Source organism: Mesorhizobium sp. M0207, assembly GCF_040321995.1.
Taxonomy (GTDB): Bacteria; Pseudomonadota; Alphaproteobacteria; order Rhizobiales; family Rhizobiaceae; genus Mesorhizobium.
Genome location: NZ_JAMYSQ010000019.1, coordinates 40,931 through 60,893, shown reverse-complemented (window position 1 = coordinate 60,893; position 19,963 = coordinate 40,931). Strand labels below are relative to the sequence as shown.

14 protein-coding genes and 1 tRNA gene are annotated in these 19,963 nt (G+C 62.5%); 6 read left to right on the top strand and 9 right to left on the bottom strand.

What is annotated here, in order from left to right; genetic code table 11:
- Together NKJ15_RS23115 and NKJ15_RS23110 are read right to left on the bottom strand one after the other, a co-directional pair.
- Complete coding sequence (locus NKJ15_RS23115) at nucleotides 1-1,785, bottom strand: pilus assembly protein TadG-related protein (RefSeq protein WP_352490799.1); 1,785 nt, start codon at nucleotides 1,783-1,785, stop codon at nucleotides 1-3.
- Between the two features lies 1 nt (nucleotide 1,786).
- Nucleotides 1,787-2,266, bottom strand: a complete 480-nt coding sequence (locus NKJ15_RS23110) for a TadE family protein (protein ID WP_084641571.1) — start codon at nucleotides 2,264-2,266, stop codon at nucleotides 1,787-1,789.
- Between the two features lie 381 nt (nucleotides 2,267-2,647).
- On the opposite strand from NKJ15_RS23110, the gene NKJ15_RS23105 reads away from it, so the two are divergent.
- The 4 genes from NKJ15_RS23105 (at nucleotide 2,648) to NKJ15_RS23090 (ending at nucleotide 8,062) form a co-directional block, all read left to right on the top strand.
- A complete protein-coding gene (locus NKJ15_RS23105) occupies nucleotides 2,648-4,240 on the top strand; it encodes a peptide ABC transporter substrate-binding protein (RefSeq protein WP_352614906.1) in 1,593 nt (530 codons plus the stop codon).
- Between the two features lie 166 nt (nucleotides 4,241-4,406).
- Complete coding sequence (locus NKJ15_RS23100) at nucleotides 4,407-5,330, top strand: ABC transporter permease subunit (RefSeq protein ID WP_352470962.1); 924 nt, start codon at nucleotides 4,407-4,409, stop codon at nucleotides 5,328-5,330.
- On the top strand, nucleotides 5,323-6,441 hold the full coding sequence (locus tag NKJ15_RS23095; protein ID WP_352817747.1) for an ABC transporter permease: 1,119 nt from the start codon (nucleotides 5,323-5,325) through the stop codon (nucleotides 6,439-6,441). The genes NKJ15_RS23100 and NKJ15_RS23095 overlap by 8 nt, the downstream gene beginning before the upstream one ends.
- A gap of 1 nt (nucleotide 6,442) precedes the next feature.
- On the top strand, nucleotides 6,443-8,062 hold the full coding sequence (locus NKJ15_RS23090) for an ABC transporter ATP-binding protein (RefSeq protein ID WP_352817746.1): 1,620 nt from the start codon (nucleotides 6,443-6,445) through the stop codon (nucleotides 8,060-8,062).
- On the opposite strand, the gene NKJ15_RS23085 is transcribed toward NKJ15_RS23090, so the two are convergent.
- Both NKJ15_RS23085 and NKJ15_RS23080 read right to left on the bottom strand, forming a co-directional pair.
- A complete protein-coding gene (locus NKJ15_RS23085; RefSeq protein WP_352817743.1) occupies nucleotides 8,037-9,554 on the bottom strand; it encodes a site-specific integrase in 1,518 nt (505 codons plus the stop codon). The genes NKJ15_RS23090 and NKJ15_RS23085 overlap by 26 nt on opposite strands.
- 9 nt (nucleotides 9,555-9,563) lie before the next feature.
- Nucleotides 9,564-9,640: transfer RNA gene (locus NKJ15_RS23080), tRNA-Pro, on the bottom strand.
- Between the two features lie 205 nt (nucleotides 9,641-9,845).
- Here NKJ15_RS23080 and NKJ15_RS23075 point away from each other — a divergent pair.
- The gene (locus NKJ15_RS23075; protein WP_502906634.1) at nucleotides 9,846-11,360 is read left to right on the top strand and encodes a phosphomannomutase/phosphoglucomutase; all 1,515 of its coding nucleotides are present in this window, start codon (nucleotides 9,846-9,848) and stop codon (nucleotides 11,358-11,360) included.
- A 17-nt stretch (nucleotides 11,361-11,377) separates the two neighbouring features.
- On the top strand, nucleotides 11,378-13,648 hold the full coding sequence (locus NKJ15_RS23070) for an AGE family epimerase/isomerase (protein ID WP_352540729.1): 2,271 nt from the start codon (nucleotides 11,378-11,380) through the stop codon (nucleotides 13,646-13,648).
- On the opposite strand, the gene betB is transcribed toward NKJ15_RS23070, so the two are convergent.
- Genes betB through betI form a run of 5 tightly spaced genes read right to left on the bottom strand, consistent with a single transcriptional unit; the run spans nucleotide 13,612 to nucleotide 19,914 of the window.
- A complete protein-coding gene (betB, locus tag NKJ15_RS23065) occupies nucleotides 13,612-15,075 on the bottom strand; it encodes a betaine-aldehyde dehydrogenase (protein ID WP_352540730.1) in 1,464 nt (487 codons plus the stop codon). The two genes, NKJ15_RS23070 and betB, sit on opposite strands and share 37 nt — an antisense overlap.
- Before the next feature lie 59 nt (nucleotides 15,076-15,134).
- The gene (gene betA, locus NKJ15_RS23060; RefSeq protein ID WP_352470968.1) at nucleotides 15,135-16,787 is read right to left on the bottom strand and encodes a choline dehydrogenase; all 1,653 of its coding nucleotides are present in this window, start codon (nucleotides 16,785-16,787) and stop codon (nucleotides 15,135-15,137) included.
- 3 nt (nucleotides 16,788-16,790) lie between these two features.
- Nucleotides 16,791-17,798: a threonine/serine dehydratase family protein gene (locus NKJ15_RS23055; RefSeq protein WP_502901210.1), complete on the bottom strand. Its 1,008-nt coding sequence runs from the start codon at nucleotides 17,796-17,798 to the stop codon at nucleotides 16,791-16,793.
- Nucleotides 17,798-19,327, bottom strand: coding sequence for a choline-sulfatase (gene betC / locus NKJ15_RS23050; protein WP_352470970.1), 1,530 nt, complete (start codon nucleotides 19,325-19,327; stop codon nucleotides 17,798-17,800). Before betC ends, NKJ15_RS23055 begins: the two co-directional genes overlap by 1 nt.
- Nucleotides 19,324-19,914 (bottom strand): transcriptional regulator BetI, encoded by a 591-nt coding sequence (gene betI, locus NKJ15_RS23045; protein ID WP_352454288.1) that lies wholly within the window; start codon nucleotides 19,912-19,914, stop codon nucleotides 19,324-19,326. The genes betC and betI overlap by 4 nt, the downstream gene beginning before the upstream one ends.
- Between the last annotated feature and the right edge of the window lie 49 nt (nucleotides 19,915-19,963).

The window sequence follows — 19,963 nt, the reverse complement described above, 5'->3', positions numbered from 1 at the left end:
TCATTGAACGAGCACGGAGCGCCCGCAAGTCGCGCCGACAACCCGCACATCGGCCTCGCCGACATGCACGCCGACAGCTGCAAGCACGTTATAGACCAGTTCGTCGACCGGCGCCGTCACGCCGTTCAGAACCGTTACCACCGCCGGCTTAACCGTTCCGAGCAGGGCCGTCACGTCCAGCCCGAGGCCCAGTGCATTGACCGAGAGCGAGAGGCCGCTGACCAGCGATGTCGTGAGTGATTGCGTCAGGTTTTTTGTGGTGACAGTTTTAATCGTCTTGTTGGCGATATCGGTGCTGTCGAACGTCAATGTGGTCGGATCGTTGTTGGTGATGGCAAGTGATGAAGAACCCTTCACATCGAGCAGATTGAGGGTAAGCAGCAGAAGCTTCACGCTCACCTGGGCAATCGTGGCATCGGAGAACGATTGCGGATTGCTGAAATCGGCGAAGGCCGATGGGTTGTTGTCGGCGTCGCTGGTGGCAAGGTGCAGCGAGGCCACGCCAGGCTGCGCGGCGATCGAAACCTTGATGCTATCCGGCCGGCCCGTCGGGCAGCTGATGTCGGTTAGCTTGGCTTCCGCATAGGCGACTTCGACATGCAGAGGCAGGTTGACGGACAGCAGGCTGATGCCGCCGCCGAGATTGGAATTGCCGATGCCCACTGTGGTGACCAGCTTGATGCGCGTCTGCGCGGTGCGCACCACGGTGCCTTTTTCCCCGACGGCCAGCCAGGGTGAGTATTGCATCGGTTCACCGATGGCGATGGCGAGCGTGGTGGAGGTAAGTCCCGGAATAGTGGCGCCGAGATCGACCTGGACCTGGTTTGAGCCATTGGCCAGCGAGGCGGCGGCACCCAGCATGCCCATCGCGCTTGCGTCGACGGAAAAGCCGGGAGACTTTTGTCCGAGGCCGAGCCTGCCGATCGAGCCAAGATCGATAAGATGACTGAGGGGTATCTTGACCGTGTTGGTGGCCCTCGACGCGATCGTCTGCAGCACAAGTTTGCTGGCGCTGCCCGACCCGGACGCATTGGCCATGGCGGTCGCGATCTGGCCTACCGTCGCTTTTGACGCCAGCACGTCGGAATAGCTGACACCTGTCAGTTGCAACTGTACGGCAAGGGCATCGACGAACGAAAGCACGTTTACATCGGCCGAGATCAGCGCGTTGTAGTCCATGACGCTGAGCGAAATGTTGGCGCCCAGCAACTTGCTGAGAAGCGCGTTGAGGATGCCGCCATTGACGCTGAGGAGCCTGGACCCGACCGAGAACATCGCTTGCGGGGTCACGCTGGCAATGGCTTCGGTGCCGACAACCGGAGTAGGGATGAGCGAACTGGCGAAATACCGGGCGGGGATTTTTCGCAGAGTGACGCGAACGGCGTTGTAAGGCGTTTTGCCGGCTTCGAAGCGCTTGTCGACACCAACGGAGGACGCCGCTGAGTATCGGCCGCCGGTGACCGACACGACGGTTTTGCCAACCGTGGGAACGATTGTCTGACCTGCCTTTTGAACAATGATGCCGGGCATTCGGTTGTCACTGAGCGTGGTTACCGCCGCGGCTTCCATATTGTTGATGTTCGACGCCGCGGTGATCGCCGCCAGATCGGTCATCGCCTGGGCTTCCCTGCGCTCCGTGTAGATCGAACCTTCGTCGACAGCGAAGGCAGCCAGCCCCAGCGCGAATGGCGCTGTCAGCGCCGTCATGACGGCAAAGTTCGCCTTCTTGTCGCCAACCATCGAGCGAGCGATCCGCCCGATGCTCCTCAGCAAGAACTGCGACATTTCAAATGCCTCCAATCCTGATGGTAGATCTGCGCGACATCGTGGTTTGCGGCATCGCAAGGCTTGGTAACAGGTTCCAGATCGGCAGGTTGCTGGCATCGTACTGGATCGACACGACGAACTGATTTCCGTCGGCCGTGCTGTCCGTCGCCTGATAGGTCAGCTTGCCGGAATCGACAAACGGGTATCCACTGGCATTGTTTTTGACGAAACTCGCCACCAGCGCCTGGCGCTCGGTTTGATTCAATCCGGCAATTGCGGTGCGGGCGGCATCGGCGGCGATTTGCTGCAAGGAGTTGCTTGCACCAAAATAGATACCATACGCAACCATTCCGAGCAAAAGAAGGATAAAGATTGGGGAAAGCAGGGCGAACTCGACCGCGGAAGTTCCGGACTCTTCTCCAATTTTGCGTAGATTCGTCCGTATGTGGCGCAATATTTTACGCTTCAATGCGACAGTATTACTGTCTATCTTGTTCATTGCCCTTGCCCGTTGGAACCCAAGGTCGATGTGCCGATTCCATCGAAATTTGTAACCCTTGGTTGCCTAAGAACCAATTAATACATTCCGGTAAACTGAAATGATCGGCCAGATTATTTCCCAGATCGGCGTTCTGGCCAGGAAACCCAGTCAAACTCATGGTTTCGACCATTGATTGGCCGCCCGCAAAACGACTGCCCCGGCCCCCTTACTTTGGGTGACCCCGAGAGTCTGTTGAAATAAAAAATCTCCACGTTACTGTTTGGCCACCAGCTGCCGGAGAGGGAACCGGCTGCGCGCTCGAAAGGAACCAACCAATCGGTTTCGGGGCGTCAACACTTAGAGACGTGGCCGAAGGGCGACGTCATTAGGGAGAACTCCATGTTGAAACATGTGCTGAAGGCGACGGTACTCGCCACGACCATGGTCTTGGCCGCCGGTACGTTCTACACGCCGGCTTTCGCCGAGACCGTCTACAACCGCGGAGCCGCCGCCGAAGCGGAGACGCTCGATCCGCACAAGACCTCGACGGTCTACGAAGCCGATATCATACGCGACCTGTTCCAGGGCCTCGTGATGCATGACCAGAAGACGAATCTCATTCCGGGCGCCGCTGAAAGCTGGACGGTGTCCGACGACGGCACTGTCTACACCTTCAAGCTGCGCAAGGACGGCCTCTGGTCGGATGGCAGCCCGGTGACGGCGGACGACTTCGTTTATTCGTTCCGTCGGCTGGAAGATCCGGCCACCGCTGCGGAATACGCTTCCATGCTCTATCCAGTGAAGGGTGCCGAGGAAGTCAACACCAAGAAGGGCAAGCCGGAGGATATGGGCGTCAAGGCGATTGACGCAAATACCCTCGAAGTCACGCTCAAGGCGCCAACGCCTTACTTCCTGGAGATGCTGACCCATCAGGCGACCTATCCAGTTAACAAGGCGTCTATCGAAAAGCTTGGCGCCGACTGGATCAAGGCAGGCAAGCTGGTCTCGAACGGGGCCTTTACAGCGGCAGAGTGGATTCCCAACGACCATCTGAAGCTGGTCAAGAATCCGAAATTCTGGGACGCCGCCAGCGTCAAGTTGGACGTGGTCAACTACATCCCGACCGAGGATCGCTCGTCGGCGATGAAGCGCTTCGAGGCCGGCGAATTCGACAGTTACGGTGACCTGCCGACCGAACAGCTCGCCGATCTCAAGACCAAATTCGGCGACCAGGTCCGTGTCGGGCCATATCTCGGCATCTACTATTACGCGATCAAGACCGACAAGGCGCCTTGGGACAACGTCGAACTGCGCAACGCTATCTCGATGGCGATCGATCGCGACTTCCTCGCTGAAAAAGTCTGGCAGAATTCGATGCTGCCCGGCTATTCGATGGTCCCTCCGGGTATCCAGGGCTACACGCCGGCACTGGCCAAATACGCCGACATGCCGCAGATCGACCGCGAGGACGCTGCCAAGAAGATCCTCGAGAAACTCGGCTATACACCCGAGCATCCGTTGAAGATGCAGATCCGCTACAACACCTCTGAAAACCACAAGAACACCGCTGTCGCCATCCAGGAACAGTTGAAGCCGCTTGGCGTCGAGGTCACGCTGCTCAACACCGACACCAAGACCCACTACTCCTTCCTCGAGCAGAAGGGCGACTACGATGTGGCGCGTGCCGCCTGGATCGCCGATTACAAGGACCCGGAAACCTTCCTCGGCATATCTCGCAAGGCCAGCGGCAACAATTATTCGAGCTATAACAGCCCGAAATTCGAGGCGGCCATGGACAAGGCCGCCGCCGCCGGCGGCAAGCCCGAACAGCGCATGAAGGAGCTCGCCGAGGCCGAGCGCATCCTCGTCGACGACGTCGGCGAGATCCCGCTTCTCTACTACAGCTACCACGACATCGTTTCCTCGAAGCTGCACGGCTTCGACGACAATGTGATGGACATCCATCCGTCCCGCTTCATCAGCAAGGACTGATCCCTTAGCCAGGCCGCCGCGCGACTCAATGCGCGGCGGCGCCGGTTTGCCATCGCATCGGCCCGGGAACCGGACTCGATTTTCGACAATGTCGGTGCGAAAATTTGAAGGCTAGAGCGCAATCGTCCAGCCGGACGCGCGCTGCTCTGGATCAAGCGGGGCATCGATGCTGCGATTCGTTTTCCGGCGGCTCCTGACCGCCATCCCGACGCTGTTCGTCATCGTGACTATAGCGTTCTTCCTGATACGCGTCGCGCCGGGCGGCCCGTTCAACCAGGAGCGGGGCCTGAGCCCCGAGATCAGGGCCAATCTCGAAGCCCAGTTCGGGCTCAACGACCCGCTCTGGCTGCAGTACCTCCATTATTTAGGCAATCTTCTGCGCGGCAATTTCGGCCCCAGCTACAACATGCCGGATTTCACCGTCGGCGAGTTGTTCAGGGAAGGCCTGCCGATCTCGATCCAACTTGGCGCTTCGGCGCTCGTTCTGGCGCTGCTCCTCGGCAGCGTGCTCGGCACTGTTGCCGCGCTCAACCAGAACAAGCTTGCCGACTATTCGGTGATCGCGCTGGCGACCGCCGGCAGCACCATACCAACCTTCGTCATCGCCCCGATAATCCAGCTTGTATTCGGATTGACCTGGAAGCTGCTGCCGATCGGCGGCTGGGGCGATGGAGCCCTCATCAACAAGGTCGGCCCGGTACTGACGCTCGCTCTGCCGCAGATCGCCATCGTTGCCCGCCTGATGCGCGGCTCGATGATCGAATCGCTGCACTCGCATCACATCCGCACCGCGCGCGCTCTCGGCCTGTCCGACTGGTCGGTCGTCGTCAAGCATGCGCTGCGCGGCGCCATCCTGCCGATCGTCTCCTTCACCGGTCCGGCAGCCGCAGCCCTTCTCACCGGCTCGGTCATCGTCGAGACCATCTTCTCTATCCCGGGCATCGGCCGCCATTTTGTCGTTGCTGCACTCAACCGCGACTACACGCTGGTGATGGGGACGGTGGTGGTCATCGCGCTCTTCACCATTGTCTTCAACCTGATCGTCGACGTCCTCTATGGGGTCGTCGATCCGAGGGTGCGCTATGACTGATATCGCAGTTGCCGCACCGGTCGTCGGCCGGTCCCTGTGGGGTGACGCCTGGGCGCGCCTCAAGGCAAATCGCGCGGCCATGTTCAGCCTCTATTATCTTGCCTTCATCGCCGTCATCAGCGTGTTTGGGCCCTCTTTCGTGCCGCACCAATACACCACCATCTATGCCGACTATGTCCGTACGCCGCCGAGCTTCTCCGCCTATCCGAAGTCCGACATGATCGAAGGCGCTCTCGATGAGGCGATCAGGCGTATGCGCGTCGACATCAAGGAGTGGCGGCAGGAGGGCAGCCGTGTGTTCGTTACCGTCAAATCGTCCAAGCCGATCGACGACCGCAACATTCGCTACCTTGATCGTTCCGATACCTTTGATGACACAAAGATCGAGAGCAAATCGCCGGACGGTCTCGAAATGGTGATGAGTGCCTCAATCAAGCAGCAATATTTCCTGTTCGGCACCGACAATACCGGCCGCGATCTCCTGTCCAGAACGCTGATGGCCGGGCGCATATCGCTGGCCATCGGCCTGCTTGCCGGCATTGTGGCCGTGGTCATCGGCGTGCTCTACGGCGCCACCGCCGGTCTTGCCGGCGGCAGGGTCGACGAGGTGATGATGCGTGTCGTCGACGTGCTTTATTCTTTGCCGTTCATCTTCTTCGTCATCATGCTGGTGGTGTTTTTCGGCAGGAACTTCGTGCTGATGTTCCTGGCGGTCGGCGCGGTGCTGTGGCTCGACATGGCGCGCATCGTGCGCGGACAAGCGCTGTCGATCCGCCGGCAGGAATATGTCCAGGCGGCGGAGGCGATGGGCGTCGGCCAGCGCGGCATTCTGCTGCGCCATGTGATCCCCAATTTGCTCGGGCCGGTGGTGATCTACATGACGCTGCTGGTGCCGCAGGTCATTATCCTGGAGAGTTTTTTGTCGTTCCTCGGGCTCGGCGTCCAGGAGCCGATGACCAGCTGGGGCGTGCTGATCTCGGTTGGCGCCCAGAACATCGGCTCGGCCAACTGGCTGCTTCTGTTCCCGGCCTTCTTTCTCGTCTCCACGCTGTTCGCGCTGAATTTCGTCGGAGATGGGCTGCGCGACGCGCTCGACCCGAAGGATCGTTGAGATGGCTGCTTCCGATACCATCCTCAGCGTCAAGGACCTTCGCGTCCGCTTCCGCACCCTCGACGGTGTGGTGGAGGCGGTGAAGGGCATCAATATCCACGTCAAATCAGGCGAAACCGTCGCCGTCGTCGGCGAATCCGGTTCCGGCAAGAGCCAGACGATGATGGCGGCGATGAGCCTGCTCGCCTCGAACGGCGAAGCCAGCGGCACAGTCGATTATCGCGGCCGCAATCTTTTGACCTTGAGCAAACCCGAGCTCAACAAGATCCGCGGCCGCAAGATCAGCATGATCTTCCAGGAGCCGATGACGTCGCTAGACCCGCTTTATTCGATCGGCAACCAGCTGATCGAGCCGATCCGCAAGCATCGCGGACTTGGCGCCGCCGCGGCGCGCGAGGAGGCGCTCAAGCTGCTGCGGCTGGTCCATATTCCCGATCCGGAGCGGCGGATGAAATCCTATCCGCACGAGTTGTCGGGCGGTCAGCGCCAGCGCGTCATGATCGCCATGGCGCTGGCCAACGACCCCGACATACTGATCGCCGACGAGCCGACGACCGCGCTCGACGTCACCATCCAGGCGCAGATCCTCATGCTGCTCGCCGAATTGCAGCGCAAGCTCGGCATGGCGATCGTCTTCATCACCCACGATCTCGGCATCGTCCGGCGCTTTGCCGATCGGGTCTATGTGATGCGCTATGGCGAGGTGGTCGAGGAGGGCGAGGCGGAAGCGATCTTCGCCAACCCGCAGCACGGCTACACCAAGATGCTACTTGCCGCCGAGCCGACCGGCACCAAGGCGCCGCCGCCTCCGAATGCCCCTGTCCTGCTTGAAGGCAGGAACGTCGAGGTGACCTTCAAGATCGGCGGCGGATTTCTTGGCGGCGAGCCGCTGCTGCTGCGCGCCGTCGATCACATTTCGATACGGCTGAAGCGCAACCAGACGATCGGCATCGTCGGCGAATCCGGCTCGGGGAAATCGACGCTCGGCCGCGCCTTGCTGCGGCTCCTGCCCAGCGACGGTATCATCCGGCTTGGTGACCGCGACATTTCCCACGCCGACCGCCAGGCGATGCGGCCGCTGCGGCGCGAATTGCAGCTGGTTTTCCAGGATCCGTTCGGCTCGCTGTCGCCACGCATGACCGTCGGCCAGATCATCACCGAGGGGCTCCTGGTCCACGAGCCCAATCTGTCGGGCAGGCAGCGCGATCTCCGCGCGGTCGATGCCTTGCTCGAAGTCGGGCTCGACCCGAACACGCGCAACCGCTATCCGCACGAATTCTCCGGCGGTCAGCGGCAGCGCATCGCCATTGCGCGCGCCATGATCCTCAAGCCGAAAGTGGTGGTGCTGGACGAGCCGACCTCGGCGCTGGACCGGTCCGTGCAGAAACAGATCGTCGAATTGCTGCGCAAGCTGCAGGCCGACCACGAACTGTCCTATCTGTTCATCAGCCACGATCTCGCCGTCGTGCGCGCCATGGCCGACTACATCATCGTCATGAAGCAAGGCAAGATCGTCGAGGAGGGACCGGCCGAGGCGATCTTCGGCAATCCGCAGGCAACCTACACACAGACACTGATGGCCGCGGCCATCGACGTCACGCGATTTCGCCTGAGCGCATAGCCTTGCTGGCGATCCGCCACATGTCGACGTCGCACAGCACAGGCCACATGGCGCGGGTATAGCGAAGCACATTCGGGGTGACATCGTCGCCGAGCCCGGCTTCCACGCGGCAGGTGCGGAACGCCTTCTCGATGCGCTTTGTCGGTTCGCCCAGGCTGTCATGGACGACCGGCCCGCAGTCGCAATCGATACGCTTCCAGCGGCGCATATGGGCGATCAGCCGTGACGGCAGTCGCGTCGGCGGACGCCATTTCTTGCTTTTTTTCGCGTGCTGGTCTTTGCAATAGAGCACGCCGCGGCCTAGGTCCGGCCAAGCTTCTGCGGCCTTGCCGTCCCAATTGAGTTGCAGGATTGAACGATGTCGGCAGCCAGTGTAGAGCCCCACAATGATAAAGCGGCAGAGATGAGCGTACTGACCGTGCTTCCGGCGCAGCCGCAATGCCGCGCGCAGCAGTCCCGCTGCTTCCTCGCGCGTCAGCCAGCGCTCGCGCGCTGCTGGTTTGTCTGGCAAGGTGACGGACGGCTTCGGATCGAGACCGTATTCCTTGGCCCAAAAGTTGATCGCCGAGCGGAGGTCCTCAAGATCGCGACGCGGGCCTGATGTAAAGTCCTTGTCTCGCCACGCCGGGAGTAACCCACGGCGGGTCTCCATCGCCGCAGCGTTGAGCTTGGCGATTCGCTCACGCTCTACCCGATTGCGCTCGCGCGAACGGTGCTCGACATAGGCGCGGCAGCGATCTCCATTGATGTTGGCGACCGGCTCGGTGCCGAAGAATTCGTTCAGAAAACGCATCCTGGCGAGAAATTCCTTGCGACCGGCAATCTTGGCCTGGCGTGCTTCGGTATAGGCGGCGAGGATGTCACCGACAGTCAGGCGGCGGGCATCGGCCCTGGAGATCGGGCGCTGATATTTGCCTGCGGCGGCAGGCCCGAGTTGAGGGCGCAGCATACCTGAAGCGCTAGACACCGCTCCCGTGCGGGCATGATGATGGGTCGTCACAATGGTCCCCTTTTTTGCTCCGAAGTTGTTCGTCCTGCGGACGGGGATCACTAGAAGAGGCGACAAGACCGGCTTTGCAACAAGCAAAATGGACGATAGTGCCGTGAGATGCAAAGACTTGCGAAAGGCGGCGCAGAATCGCGCCGGCTTGGCTTTCCCGCCGGACGACGAGTCTTGGTGCATTCCCGGAGGGTAGCTGACAGCCGCATCAAAATGGTGGCTCGGGTTATCCCATGTTCCGGTTGCAACTGAGGTGTAAATCTCACGCCGGCCTTCACGGGACGATTTGGCGTTTCGAAGCGGGGGAGGTTTCCGGTGCCTTGGAAATCTCGCTTTTTTCGGTGACGAACATGCGTTAGCAATAGCCGCGATCCGATGCCACTGCGGGCACCGCGTAGCCTCTCCTCGGCCAAACCTCTTTTTGTCGAATGTACAGGCGCAACTTGGAAGAGCCCCTACGAGCCCTGAGCCATTGCCTCCCGGGTTGGACAATGTTTTTTCTGGTCGGAGTGGCAGGATTTGAACCTGCGACCCCATCGTCCCGAACGATGTGCGCTACCAGGCTGCGCTACACTCCGTGACCAGACCGCGGGCTTATAGCCGCCGAGTTTGGTTACTGCAAGCGCCAATGGCAGCGCTTCTGTCGCATTTCTTTCGCTTTCGCCGCCACGTCATACAGGTTTCAGTTTCCTGTCGCACAAACACGGCTTAAAGGGCATCTGGGTAACCGTCCACTTGCCTCGAAGCACCTGATTCAGCCGCCTGGAGTTTGCAGCCTTGTCGATGAAGATCGTTAGCGATGCCAGACCAAACACATTCGAGTTCGAAACCTCGGCGCTCGTCATGCCGTCCGGGTTTCGCGAATATGATGCGCGCTGGTGGTTCGGCCATCCCGGCTCGAACGAAACGCCGGAACTCAATCTAATCGGCGTCCAGGCGCTCGGCATGGGGCTCGGCACGCTGATCCGTCGCCTGGGTGCCGGACCCGACATCGTCACCGGTCACGATTTCCGCTCCTATTCGCTTGCCATCAAGCTGGCGCTGGTTTCCGGGCTGATGGCGGCCGGCGCACGGGTCAAGGATGTCGGGCTTGCCCTGTCGCCGATGGCTTATTTCGCCCAGTTCGCGCTCGACACGCCGTCCGTCGCCATGGTCACTGCCTCACACAACGAGAATGGCTGGACCGGCGTCAAGATGGGCGCGGCGCGTCCGCTGACCTTCGGTCCGGAGGAGATGAGCGCGCTGAAGGCGATCGTGCTGTCAGGCGATTTCGACCTTGTCGGTGGTGGCTCCTACGCCTTCGTTGCGGATTTCCGCAAAACCTACCTTGACGATCTGACCGCGGGAAAGCGTATCTCCAGGAAGCTCAAGGTGGTGGCCGCCTGCGGCAACGGCACCGCCGGGGCTTTCGCTCCCGAGGCACTGGAAAGTATCGGCTGCGAGGTCATCCCGCTCGACGTCGAGCTCGATCATACGTTTCCCAATTACAATCCCAACCCCGAAGACATGCAGATGCTGCACGCCATTCGCGACAAGGTGCTGGAAACGGGCGCCGATGTCGGGCTAGGCTTCGACGGCGACGGCGATCGCTGCGGCGTGGTCGACAATGAAGGCAACGAGATCTTCGCCGACAAGGTCGGCGTCATGCTGGCGCGCGACATTTCGCACCTCTATCCCGGCTCGACTTTCGTCGTCGACGTCAAGTCGACCGGATTGTTCATGACTGACAAGGTGTTGCGGGAAAATGGCGCGGTCACCGACTATTGGAAAACCGGTCACTCCTATATCAAGCGGCGCGTGGCCGAACTCGGCGCTGTCGCCGGTTTTGAGAAATCGGGCCACTTCTTCTTCAATCCTCCGATCGGCCGCGGCTATGACGATGGCCTGGTCACGGCCATCGCCATCTGCCAGATGCTGGATCGCAGCCCGCAAAGCAGCATGGCTGACCTCTATCGCGATCTGCCGCTGACCTTTGGCACGCCGACCATGTCGCCACACTGCGCCGACGAGCTCAAATACGGCGTCGTCGAGCGCGTCGTAGGCGACTTTCGCAAGATGAAGGACGAGGGCACGGTCTTCGCCGGCCAGAAGATAGGCGAACTGATCACCGTCAACGGCGTCAGGGTCGTGGCGGAGGATGGTACATGGGGGTTGGTGCGGGCATCATCGAACAAGCCGGAGCTTGTGGTGGTGGTGGAGAGCCCGGTATCGTCCGAGCGGCGGCGGCAGATGTTCGAAGCCGTCGATGCGGTGCTGCGCCGCAGCCCCGAAGTCGGCGCCTACAATCAGACTTTTTGAACGCGGGGCTTGTTTTCATGATCGAACGGATCGTCAGTTTTGTGATGAGCGGCGGCGTCGGCTCGCGGCTGTGGCCGTTGTCGCGCGAGGACAATCCCAAGCAGTTCCATGATTTCTCGGGCGACGGCTCAATGCTGGCCAAGACGCTGCGCCGGCTAACCGCGCGGCCGGAAGGCGAAACGCCGGTTTTCCTGATTGCCTCGGAAAGGCATGCCGACCGCGTTCATGCCGACATTGCCGGTCACGAGCTTTCCGGCGGCGGCCCGCTGTTCGAGCCGACCGGACGCAATACTGCCGCGGCCGTCGCTTTGGCAAGCCTGCGCACGCTGTCGGAATTCGGCGATAGCCTGGTGCTGGTGGTGCCGTCCGATCATGAGATCGCGACGCCACAGCAATTCTGGCGGAGCATCGAGGCCGGCACGGCGGCCGCGCGCCAAGGCAGGCTGGTGGTGTTCGGCATCAAGCCGGCCCAACCCGAGACCGGTTACGGCTACATCGAGGTGGCCGGCGAGCGCGATGGCATCTGCGATGTCTCGCGTTTCGTCGAAAAACCCGATCTCGCCACGGCGCAGAGCTATCTCAAGGCTGGCAATTTCTACTGGAACACCGGCATCTTCCTGTTTCGCGCAAGTGCCATGCGCGACGCGTTCATGGCCTTCCAGCCCGACATCTGGAGCGCCACAGAGGCTGCCTACCAGGCTGCGACATCGGATCTTTCCGGCCTCTACATGCCTCTGGATCTCTATGCCGCCATCCCATCGACATCGATCGACTATGCGATCATGGAGCGCGCCAGCGGCATCGCCATGGTGCCGGCCGGCTTTCGCTGGAACGATCTCGGCTCCTGGCAATCGCTGCTCGACGTCGGCCCCTCCGACACGCAGGGCAATGTCATCGTCGGCGATGTCGTCGCCATCGATTGCGAGAACTCCTATATCCGCAGCGACGGCCGCCTGCTGTCGGCCATAGGCCTGAAGGACGTCGCCATCGTGTCGACCGCCGACGCCACTTTCGTCGCCCCGGTCAGCCACAGCCAGAACGTCAAGAAGATCGTCGAGCAGCTCGAAAAAAGCGGCCGCCTTGAGACCAGGTTCACGCCCGCCGACGACCGCGTCATCGAAAGCGGCGCCTGGCAGCGCCGCGTGCACCATTGGCTGTTCGAGGAGACGGTGCCGTTGTGGTCGACGGTCGGCGTCGATGAGCGCCACGGCGGGTTCCACGAGGCGCTCGGCTTCGATGCCGCCCCTCTGATGAAACCCAAGCGCATGCGCACGCAGGCCAGGCAGATCTACGCCTTCGCCGTCGCCAAGGCGCGCGGCTGGAACGGCCCGGCCGATCGGCTGATCAGCCACGGCCTCGAATTCATGGCCAGGCACGGACGTACCGACAATGGCGGCTGGGTACGCACGCTCAACGTCGACGGCACCGTCGCCGACGCCGCCGAGGATGCCTATGACCATTCCTGCGTGCTCCTGGCGCTGGCACATGCCCATATGTGCGGCAATCCCGATGCGTTGCGACTTGGCCAGGAGACCTTTGCGTTCATCGACGCGCATCTCGAGGACGAACGCCTGACCGGCTTCCGCGAGACCTCGAGCGGCGAGGGCGAGCGCCGCTCCAACCCGCACATGCATCTGCTCGAGGCATTCCTGGCCTGGCATCAGGCGACCGGCGAGCGCGCCCATCTTCGTCGCGCCGCGCGCATCGTCGATCTGTTTCGCAGCCATTTCTTCGACCCGGAAAGCTGGACGCTGGGTGAGTATTTCGACCATGAATGGCGGCCGACCCCTGGTGAGAAGGGCACGTGGACCGAACCCGGCCATCATTTCGAATGGGCCTCGCTGCTGGTCGACTTCGCCGGCCGCAGCGGCCAGAGCGGCTTGACCGGCCTTGCGCGGAAGCTCTACGCGTCGGCGATCGCCAATGGCCTGAACCGCGCCACGGGCCTCGCCTACGGCGCCGTCTCGCGGCAAGGCCTGCCGCTCGACCGCGTCTCGCGCAGCTGGCCGCAGGCCGAAGCGATCAAGGCGGCGATCGCGCTGGACGGTTCGGGCGGTCCCGACCTGAAGCCGGAGATCGAAGCACGGGTCGGCCGGCTGTTCCGCTGGCACATCAATCCGGCGCCGCTCGGCCTGTGGATCGACCGCATCGACGAGCGTGGCCGCTCCTTGGCGAGCGAGGTGCCGGCCAGCATCTTCTATCATCTCGTCTGCGCGCTGACGCAGTATCTGGACGGCACGGCGCCCAAGGATCAGTACGGGCTGGCGACATCCCCGGTCTCGACATAGACCGACTTCAGCTGCGAATAGAGCGCCAGTGCCGCGAGCGAATTCTCGCGGCCGATGCCGGATTGCTTGAAGCCGCCGAAGGGGATTTCGACCGGCGTCAGATTGTAGGCGTTGATCCAGCAGGTGCCGGCCTGCAGTTCGGCGATGACACGATGGGCGCGCGCCAGGTCTCGCGTGAACACGCCTGCGGCGAGGCCGAATTCGGTGTCGTTGGCGCGCTCGATCACCTCGTCCTCGCTGTCAAACTTCAGCACGCTCATAACCGGCCCGAAAATCTCCTCGCGGGCGATGCGCATCGTGTCGGTGACACCGGTGAACACCGTCGGCTCGACGAAGAAGCCATCCTGGAAACCCTGCAGCGAAGGCACATTGCCGCCGCAGGCGAGCACCGCGCCATCCTGCTTGCCGGCCTCTATGTATGAGACGACCTTGTCGTGTTGCGCCTTCGAGACCAGCGGCCCCATCTGCGTGTCCGGATCGAGCGGATCGCCGATGCGGATTTTCTTCGTCCGTTCGGTCAGCCTCTCGACGAAACGGTCATGGATGCCGCTCTGCACGAAGACCCGCGTGCCGTTGGAGCAGATCTGGCCGGTCGAATAGAAATTGCCGAGCATCGCGCCGCCGATGGCATTTTCGAGGTCGGCGTCTTCGAAGACGATCAGCGGCGACTTGCCGCCGAGCTCCATCGTCGCGTGCTTCATCTTTGAGCCGGCGAGCGACAGCACTTTGCGGCCGGTTGGCACCGAGCCGGTCACCGAGACCTTGGCGACGACATTGTGGCCGACAAGGCCGGCGCCGACATCGCCAAAACCCTGCACCACGTTGAACAGCCCGTCGGGCAGCCCGGCCTCGGTATAGATTTCGGCGAGCGCCAGCGCTGATAGCGGCGTGTTTTCCGATGGTTTGAAAACCATCGCATTGCCCATGGCGAGGGCGGGTGCGGATTTCCAGCCGGCGATCTGGATCGGATAGTTCCAGGCGCCGATGCCGACGCAAACGCCGAGCGCCTCGCGCCTGGTATAGGCAAAGGGTCCGCCGAGATCCACGGCCTCGCCATTAAAGGCGGCGACCGCGCCGCCGAAATATTCCAGGCAGTCGGCCGCCGACGGGGCGTCCGCAACCAGCGTCTCCTGGATAGGCTTACCGGTATCCAGCGTCTCGATGCGCGCCAGATCGGCATTGCGCGCGCGCAAAATGTCGGCGGCGCGGCGCAGGATGCGGCCGCGTTCGACCGCCTTCAGCCGCGCCCAGGCCGGTTGTGCTGCACGCGCCGCCTCGATCGCGAGCTCCAGCACGTTCGGCGTCGCCGAGCGCAGCATGGCGATGGTCTCGCCGGTTGCCGGATAGATAACCGGCAGCGCTGAGCCGCGCTCGTCGTCGATATAGCGGCCGTTGACATAATGCGATGCCGTTGGCTGGGCGCGCATGACTGTTCTCCAAATCGTCTTGTCGCGGCATGCGGAATATGCGTCCGCCGGATCATGGCCTATCTGTCCGACACCTGCCAGCGCGGATTGATCCATGGTTCCTGGTTGGAAGGTGGCAGCGGCGTACGCCCGAGAATGTGGTCGGCGGCCTTCTCGCCGGTCATGATCGACGGAGCGTTGAGATTGCCATTGGTGACGCGCGGGAAGATCGAGGAATCGGCGACCCGAAGCCCTTCGACGCCAATGACGCGGCATTCTGGATCGACGACGCTCATCGCATCGTCGGCACGGCCCATCTTGCAGGTGCCGCACGGGTGATAGGCGCTTTCGACGTGGTCGCGGATGAAGGCGTCGAGCTCCTCATCCGATTGCACATGTGAACCTGGCGACAGTTCCTTGCCGCGGTACGAATCGAAGGCCGCCTGCCCGAAGATCTCGCGGGTCAGCCGGATGCAGTGGCGGAACTCCGTCCAGTCGTCCGGATGCGACATGTAGTTGAAGCGGATCACCGGCTTCGATTTGGGATCGGGCGAGCGCAGCGTGACCGAACCGCGCGACTTCGACCGCATCGGCCCGACATGCGCCTGGAAGCCGTGCGCCTTGGCCGCCGCCTTGCCGTCATAGCGGACCGCGGCCGGGATGAAATGATACTGGATATCGGGATAGTCGACGCCGGCGCGCGAGCGTACGAAGGCGGCCGCCTCGAAATGATTGGTGGCGCCGAGGCCGGACTTGAAGAACAGCCATTGTGCCCCGATCAGCGCCTTCGAGAACGGGTTCAAGACGGAGTTCAGCGTGATCGGCTTTGTCGATTCCTGCTGGATGTAAAGTTCCATATGGTCCTGCAGATTGCGGCCGACTCCGGGCCGGTCGGCGATCACCGGGATGCCGTTCTCCCTAAGGTGCTGGCCGGGGCCGATGCCGGACAGCATCAGGATCTTGGGCGAGTTGATCGAGGACGCGGCAACGATCACCTCGCGCCGCGCTCTGACCATCTGAATCCGTTTGCGCACTTCGATCTCGACGCCGGTGGCGCGTTGATTCTCGATAATTACCCGCCGGGCGAAACCCTTGACCAGGCTGACATTTTTCCGCCTCAGCGCCGGCCTCAGATAGGCGCTCGCGGCCGACCAGCGACGGCCGCCGCGGATGGTCTGCTCCATCGGCCCAAAGCCTTCCTGCTTCGCGCCGTTATAGTCGTCGGTCAGCTCGAAACCGGCCTGACGGCCTGCCTCGACGAAGGCGCCGTAGAGTGGGTTCGTCCTCGAGCCGCGCTGCACAGTCAGCGGGCCGCCGTGGCCGCGCCAGCCATTCTCGCCGCCATTGCTGTCCTCCATGCGCTTGAAGTACGGGAGCACATCGGCAAAGCCCCAGCCGGTCGCGCCCTGTTCGGCCCAATGGTCGAAGTCGCGGGCATGGCCGCGCACATAGACCATGCCGTTAATCGAGGATGAGCCTCCGATGACTTTGCCGCGCGGCGTCGCCAGCACGCGGCCGCCGAGATGCGGCTCCGGCTCGCTGGCGAAGCCCCAGTCGTAAAGGCTCATATTGAGCGGGATCGACAGCGCCGACGGCATCTGGATCAGCGGCCCGATATCGCTGCCGCCATATTCGATGACGATCACCGAATGCTTACCGTCCTCCGACAGCCGGTAGGCCATGGCCGAGCCGGCCGAGCCGGAGCCGATGATGACGAAATCCGCTTCAAGCATGGTTCATGCGCGCCCGTGGTTCATATGCGCAATGAAATCGGCCAGCGAGACGTTGCCGCCGGTTGCCATCACCAGAACGGTCTTGCCGGTTATGTCGACCTTGCCGCCGAGCACCGCCGCCAGCGAGGCAGCGCCGGATGGCTCGAGCACCAGCTTCAGCCGCTCGAAGGCGAGGCGCATGGCGCGCCGCACCGAAGCATCGTCGACGGTGACGCCGCGAACGCCGGCGGCCTTCACCGCTGCGAACGGCGCGTCGCCGGGCCGCCGCGACATCAGCCCGTCGCAGATCGATTTCGGTCCGATCGGCATGGTTTCGATGGCGCCATGCGCGAGCGACGAGCCCATGCCGTCAAAACCTTCCGGCTCGACGCCGATGATCTCCGTGGCGGGCGACAGATAGTGGAAGGCCAGCGAAACGCCACCGATCAGCCCGCCACCGCCGACCGAACAGAACAAGCCATCGGCCTCCACTTGCCTGGCGGCGAGCTGGTCGAGTGCCTCCAGTCCGGCGCCGGCCTGGCCGGCGACGATCTCCGGATCGTCGAACGGGTGCAGCAGCGCCAAGCCATCGCTCGCGGCGATCTCACGCGCTCTGGCGGCGGCGACTTCCTCACGCGCGCGTTCGCCATGGTCAGTCAGCACCACGCGCGCGCCATACCCTGACGTGGCATCGCGTTTGGCGGCCGGCGCGTCGATCGGCATGACGATGGTGACGGGAATGCCAAGGGCTTGGCCAGCCGCCGCTAGCCCCTGCGCAAAATTGCCGGAGGAGTAGGCGACGACGCCCTTTTTGGTTTCGTCAGGCGAGAGCTTCTTCAGCCGCCAGTAGGCGCCGCGCACCTTGAACGATCCTGCCCATTGCAGCGATTCGGCCTTGACGAAGACGCGGGCGGCGCCGGTCTCGCGGGCAAGTGCCGCCGATTCCAGGAGCGGCGTGACCTGCGTCGCCTTGGAGGTGACGGCATAGGCCTGCCTGAGATGGTCGAGCGAGGGGACGAGACTATCTGCCATCATTCGCCTCGCGGAAAGCGCTTCTGCTCTTCGAGCAGGTCGAGGTTCATGTGGTTGCGCATGTAGCGCTCCGATGCCTTCTGCAGCGGCTGGAATTCCCAGGGATAATGGGTGCCGTTGCGCAGCGCCGGGTAGACTACCCAGCGGCGTGCCTGGCTGGCACGCACCGCTGCATCGAACGCCGCCATGTCCCAGCGCGCCCGCACCTTGTCGGAGAAAGCGGTCACCAAAGCCGCATTGGCCGGATCGGCGGCGAGGTTGGTCGATTCCAGCGGATCCGATTCAAGATCAAACAGTTGCGGCGGATCGATCTCGCAATGGATGAATTTGTAACGGCCCTCGCGCAGCGCCACCATCGGCGCGTTCGAGCCTTCGGCGGCATATTCCATCAGCACCGGCGCGGAGCGCTTCTTTCCATTCAGCAGCGGCAGCAGCGACTGGCCGTCGGTCCACGGCGCAATCGCGCTGATGTCGATGCCGGCGAGGTCGCAAAGCGTCGGCGTCACGTCGAGGTTGGAGACCGGCGTGTCGATCAGCCCGGCGGCGATGCCTTTGCCGGCGATCATCAGCGGCACCCGCGCCGAACCTTCGAAGAAGCACATCTTGAACCACAGGCCGCGCTCGCCGAGCATGTCGCCGTGATCCGAGCAGAACAGGATGATCGTGTCGTCGAGCATGCGCGTGCGCTCGAGCACCGACAGCAGCTCGCCGAGCTTGTCGTCGAGATATGAGATGTTGGCGAAATAGCCGCGCCGTGCGCGGCGTATCTGCTCAGCGGTGATGTCGAACCTGTCATAGTCGCTGGCGCGGTAGAGCCGCTGCGAATGCGGGTCCTGCCTGTCGTAAGGAATGAAGCCGACCTCAGGCTCGAGCGCCGGGCAATCCTCGTAGAGGTCCCAGTATTGCCGCCGTGCGACGTAAGGATCGTGCGGATGGGTGAAAGAAACCGTCAAGCACCAGGGCCGATGTGCGGCATCGTCGGAGACGCGGGCAAAATCATAAAGCTTCTGCACGGCATGGAAGGCGACCTCGTCGTCATATTCCAGCTGGTTGGTGATCTCAGCAGTACCGGCGCCGCTGACGGAGCCGAGATTGTGATACCACCAGTCGATGCGCTCGCCGGGTTTGCGATAGTCGGGCGTCCAGCCGAAATCGGCCGGATAGATGTCGGTGGTCAGCCGCTCCTCGAAACCGTGCAATTGGTCCGGCCCGACGAAATGCATCTTGCCGGAGAGGCAGGTGTGATAACCGGCGGCGCGCAGATGATGGGCAAAGGTCGGGATCGAAGACGCGAATTCGGCGGCGTTGTCATAGACCCCGGTGCGTGACGGCAACTGGCCGCTCATGAATGCGGCGCGGCCCGGCGCGCAGAGCGGCGAGGCCGTGTAATTGTTGCAAAAACGCGCCGAACGCGCGGCGAGCGCCTTCAGATGCGGCGCGTGCAGGAAGTCCGCCGGCCCATCCGGAAACAGCGTTCCGTTGAGCTGATCGACCATGACGATCAGGATGTTGGGTCGCTTGGATGTCACTGCTTCTGCCGTCCGCTGAGCTTCGTTTCGAGATAGTCCTCGACCAGTGCGATCGCGGTCGCGGCATCGGGAACACCGTCTTTCAGCGCGCGCCTGATATAGAGCCCGTCGATCAGCGCCGCCGTCGCTTCGGCGACCCGGTCGGCCTCGCTTCTCGGCAGGATCCCGGCCAGCCCGCTGAGCAGATTGGAATGCAGCCGCCGCGCATAGACCTTGAGCAGCCGTCGAAGCGCTGCCGATTTCTGCGCCTCGACATAGAAGGCGAGCCAGGCGGCGATCGTTTCGGGCTGGAACTGGATGTCGGAGAAATTGACCGCGACCACCGCCGAGACGCGCTGGCGCGCCGTGCCGGCCGCGCGAAGTGCACGGCGCGTATCGGCGGTGAGCTCGCTCAGGATGTGCCGCATCGTCGCCAACAGCAATTCGTCCTTGACGCCGAAATAATGGTGGGCAAGCGCCGAGGACACGCCGGCGCGCCCGGCGATTTCCGACATCGTCACATCAAGCGAACCGCGCTCGCCGATCGCCGAGATCGTTGCATCGATTAGCGCCCTGCGGCGCAACGGCTCCATTCCGAGTTTCGGCATTCTTGCTCCGGCCTGTTGGGGCAAGATTATTTTTTATTGACGCATCAAT

What these genes read in the sequence shown, in the direction of transcription:
- NKJ15_RS23115 (WP_352490799.1), bottom strand. Translation starts at nt 1,785, where the DNA reads ATGTCGCAGTTCTTGCTGAGGAGCATCGGGCGGATCGCTCGCTCGATG.
- NKJ15_RS23110 (WP_084641571.1), bottom strand. Translation starts at nt 2,266, where the DNA reads ATGAACAAGATAGACAGTAATACTGTCGCATTGAAGCGTAAAATATTG.
- NKJ15_RS23105 (WP_352614906.1), top strand. Translation starts at nt 2,648, where the DNA reads ATGTTGAAACATGTGCTGAAGGCGACGGTACTCGCCACGACCATGGTC.
- NKJ15_RS23100 (WP_352470962.1), top strand. Translation starts at nt 4,407, where the DNA reads ATGCTGCGATTCGTTTTCCGGCGGCTCCTGACCGCCATCCCGACGCTG.
- NKJ15_RS23095 (WP_352817747.1), top strand. Translation starts at nt 5,323, where the DNA reads ATGACTGATATCGCAGTTGCCGCACCGGTCGTCGGCCGGTCCCTGTGG.
- NKJ15_RS23090 (WP_352817746.1), top strand. Translation starts at nt 6,443, where the DNA reads ATGGCTGCTTCCGATACCATCCTCAGCGTCAAGGACCTTCGCGTCCGC.
- NKJ15_RS23075 (WP_502906634.1), top strand. Translation starts at nt 9,846, where the DNA reads ATGAAGATCGTTAGCGATGCCAGACCAAACACATTCGAGTTCGAAACC.
- NKJ15_RS23070 (WP_352540729.1), top strand. Translation starts at nt 11,378, where the DNA reads ATGATCGAACGGATCGTCAGTTTTGTGATGAGCGGCGGCGTCGGCTCG.
- betB (WP_352540730.1), bottom strand. Translation starts at nt 15,075, where the DNA reads ATGCGCGCCCAGCCAACGGCATCGCATTATGTCAACGGCCGCTATATC.
- betA (WP_352470968.1), bottom strand. Translation starts at nt 16,787, where the DNA reads ATGCTTGAAGCGGATTTCGTCATCATCGGCTCCGGCTCGGCCGGCTCG.
- NKJ15_RS23055 (WP_502901210.1), bottom strand. Translation starts at nt 17,798, where the DNA reads ATGGCAGATAGTCTCGTCCCCTCGCTCGACCATCTCAGGCAGGCCTAT.
- betI (WP_352454288.1), bottom strand. Translation starts at nt 19,914, where the DNA reads ATGCCGAAACTCGGAATGGAGCCGTTGCGCCGCAGGGCGCTAATCGAT.